This window comes from Pontibacter sp. HJ8 (assembly GCF_054824225.1).
This window is the reverse complement of record NZ_JSYF01000621.1, coordinates 1-2,520: the sequence shown is the minus strand read 5'-3', so window position 1 is coordinate 2,520 and position 2,520 is coordinate 1. Positions and strand designations below refer to the sequence as shown.

Sequence of the window (2,520 nt, the reverse complement as noted above, 5' to 3'; positions counted from 1 at the left end):
TGACGATGAAGGAGAAAACATATTCCTGCCCGTCTTTGCCTGTGTGGTAGCCGCAAAACCCTTTGGAGCCCCGTATGGTCCCGCTTTTCATTTTCATGCCGTTAAAAACCGGCACGGAAGCATAAAAACCAGCGTAATAAGACTGGTTACGGGCATGTTGCAACAGGCGTACCTGCGCATGCGTGGTTACCCGGTTCAGTGGCGAAAGCCCGGAGCCATCCACCATGCTGAGCTCCGTTTCGGGGATGCCTTGTTGCTGCCAGAACTTGCGGATCAGGTCGAGCCCTATGTCCGTAGCGGCACTTTCCCCACCCTGATAGGCAATGGTTTTTGCCAGCGCTTCGCCATACAGGTTAATGCTTTTCCGGTTGAACCAGTAAATGATGCTGTCCAGCGGAGGCGATGCCACGGTATGAAACAAGGTATAGCTTTGTGGTAGCAGCTTTGTGTTTTGCTGTACCGGCTGATGTGGGAGTTGTATCCCCAGTGTCTTGAGCGTATCCGCTAAAGCGCTCACAAACTGATGGGCCGCCGATGGCAGCGCACCTGAGATCTTGAAATTGTTTTCGTTGACAGGTATAGTACCCCGGATGGTGGCAGCAGAAGCGGTTACCGGAAAATAGATGTAGGCATTGTCGCCGGTACCGGCTGCTGCCGACGTGAGCTCGGAGCGCAGGCCATAGCCATTGAGCTGCGGCACCGTCTTGACAATGGTTACCGGATCGCCGATACGCTTCCCGGACCTCAGGATGACATCATACTGGTTCTCGCGCCAGTTGAGCTTGGCAGGCCCTGCCCCGTAATAATTGGCGATGTCCTGCCACATCCAGCCATCCGGCACTGTCTCTTCGTTCCAGCCATCATTGGCTATGATTACGTCATCAAAAGACCGGATACCCGTACGCTGGATCGCCTGAGTCAGCCCTTTCAGCACCACCCCTTCCTTGGTAACAGGCCAGCGCCAGCTGCCAAAAGTAGGGTCGCCGCTGGGCAGGATCAGTAGGTCTGACTTCTCTTTTCCTTTGCGTACTGCAAACTTAGTCTCATACCTGAAGTTCTTCCCCAACAGCTCGTAGGCGCTTATACTGGTAATTACTTTCATGGTGGAAGCAGGCGCCAGCCCCACCGTACCATTCTTATCGAAGAGCACTTTCCCTGTTTTGGCATCCGTCACATACAGCGAAGCAATTGCATTTCGAAGTTGCGGATCGGCTTCGAATTTGCTGTAAGCAGCTGTCAGCTTCTCCGGAACAGATTGAGACCAGGCGACGGTATGCAGCAGGAGGCACGCAGCCAGGAGGGTGACTTTGGGGATGGGCAGTTTCATGCGCATAAAATAGGAAATTTATCTGGCTTCTACCGCATGACAGCCGCTATACCTGCGCTTGCCTTAGGGTCAGGAGCTATAGGCAGGTACGGGTATTGGGCATACCGCGTATGGCCCCACACACCCACATCAGCAGTGTACAGCTTTGCTGCGTGATACCGGAGGCAGCCCTTAGAGCTTATGCAATTGTAAATATCCCAGGCTCAGTTCGTTTTCGCTTCCGGCGTTACCCGGCTTGATCTGCAGGCTATACCTCCTCTTCACTTCTTCCGGCAGGATCTCCTTCACCTGGAACAGGTCATCCACATCTACGCCAAATTTATCGTCGATGTGCGAAGTTGCCCCTTTGAAACCGGTGTGCTGGTAAAACGCCGTTTGCTTGGCCTGCTGGATGGCGCTGGCCTGATCTGCAGCTACGACCAGCATCTTGTAATGAAACTCATCAAACTCTCCCGGCTTATACCCACCCAGGTTGAGGAAGAAAAGCTTGTCCGCTCCCGCTTCTGCAATGCTTTCGGTGTGCTCCTCTTTCTCAATAACGGATATGCTGTAGCCGTTTACCTGCGTGACCTCCCGCCAGGCATCGACGTGGATGTTGCCTTTCGCCTCCGGCCAGAACGCTTTTATATCCGGCACCAGATCCTTTACAGCATGCCCGATACCAAAGAAAATATCGTGCTGCTCCGTGTTTCTGCCCGCCGGCCTGCAGCCCAACATGAGCATGAAGAGTTTTAGTGATTGCATGTATTTAGTGTATGATCTGAATTTTAGTCAATTTTATTTTTATCTAGGCTTTCCTCTTCCAAATAAGGCCCCTACCCCAGGATTCACAGGATTTTGTAGGGCAGGTCGCGACTTGTCCGAATCGAGCTCCTAGTATAGGAATAGATATAGGTATAGCCGGTAATGACCTCGCAGAGTGCGCAGCTCCTGCGAGTGTCTGGTTGAATCTTCCCTGTAGTTCCGGGTCCAACCACCCCTGCCCCTCCTTAGCCCTTGAGGGGAGCCTGCTTTTCCTGTTTTACACTTCTAGTTTCATAGCCACTGATTTGACACCCCTCTATCTCCCCTCAAGGGGAGAATTTCTGCACGAATAAGTATAGCTAACAGGTATAGCAAGGCATACTTACAACGGCTGCTACGAAGCAACGACTTCAGCCAGGTGCACTTTGTGGCAACACACTGTTCGAGCG

At 52.5% G+C, this 2,520-nt stretch carries 2 protein-coding genes; both read right to left on the bottom strand.

What is annotated here, in order from left to right:
- The coding region (gene dacB, locus OB13_RS20090) for a D-alanyl-D-alanine carboxypeptidase/D-alanyl-D-alanine endopeptidase (RefSeq protein ID WP_461491969.1) at positions 1-1,327 on the bottom strand (1,327 nt) is incomplete at its 3' end.
- A 171-nt stretch (positions 1,328-1,498) separates the two neighbouring features.
- On the bottom strand, positions 1,499-2,071 hold the full coding sequence (locus OB13_RS20085; protein WP_461491968.1) for a DUF1543 domain-containing protein: 573 nt from the start codon (positions 2,069-2,071) through the stop codon (positions 1,499-1,501).
- Between the last annotated feature and the right edge of the window lie 449 nt (positions 2,072-2,520).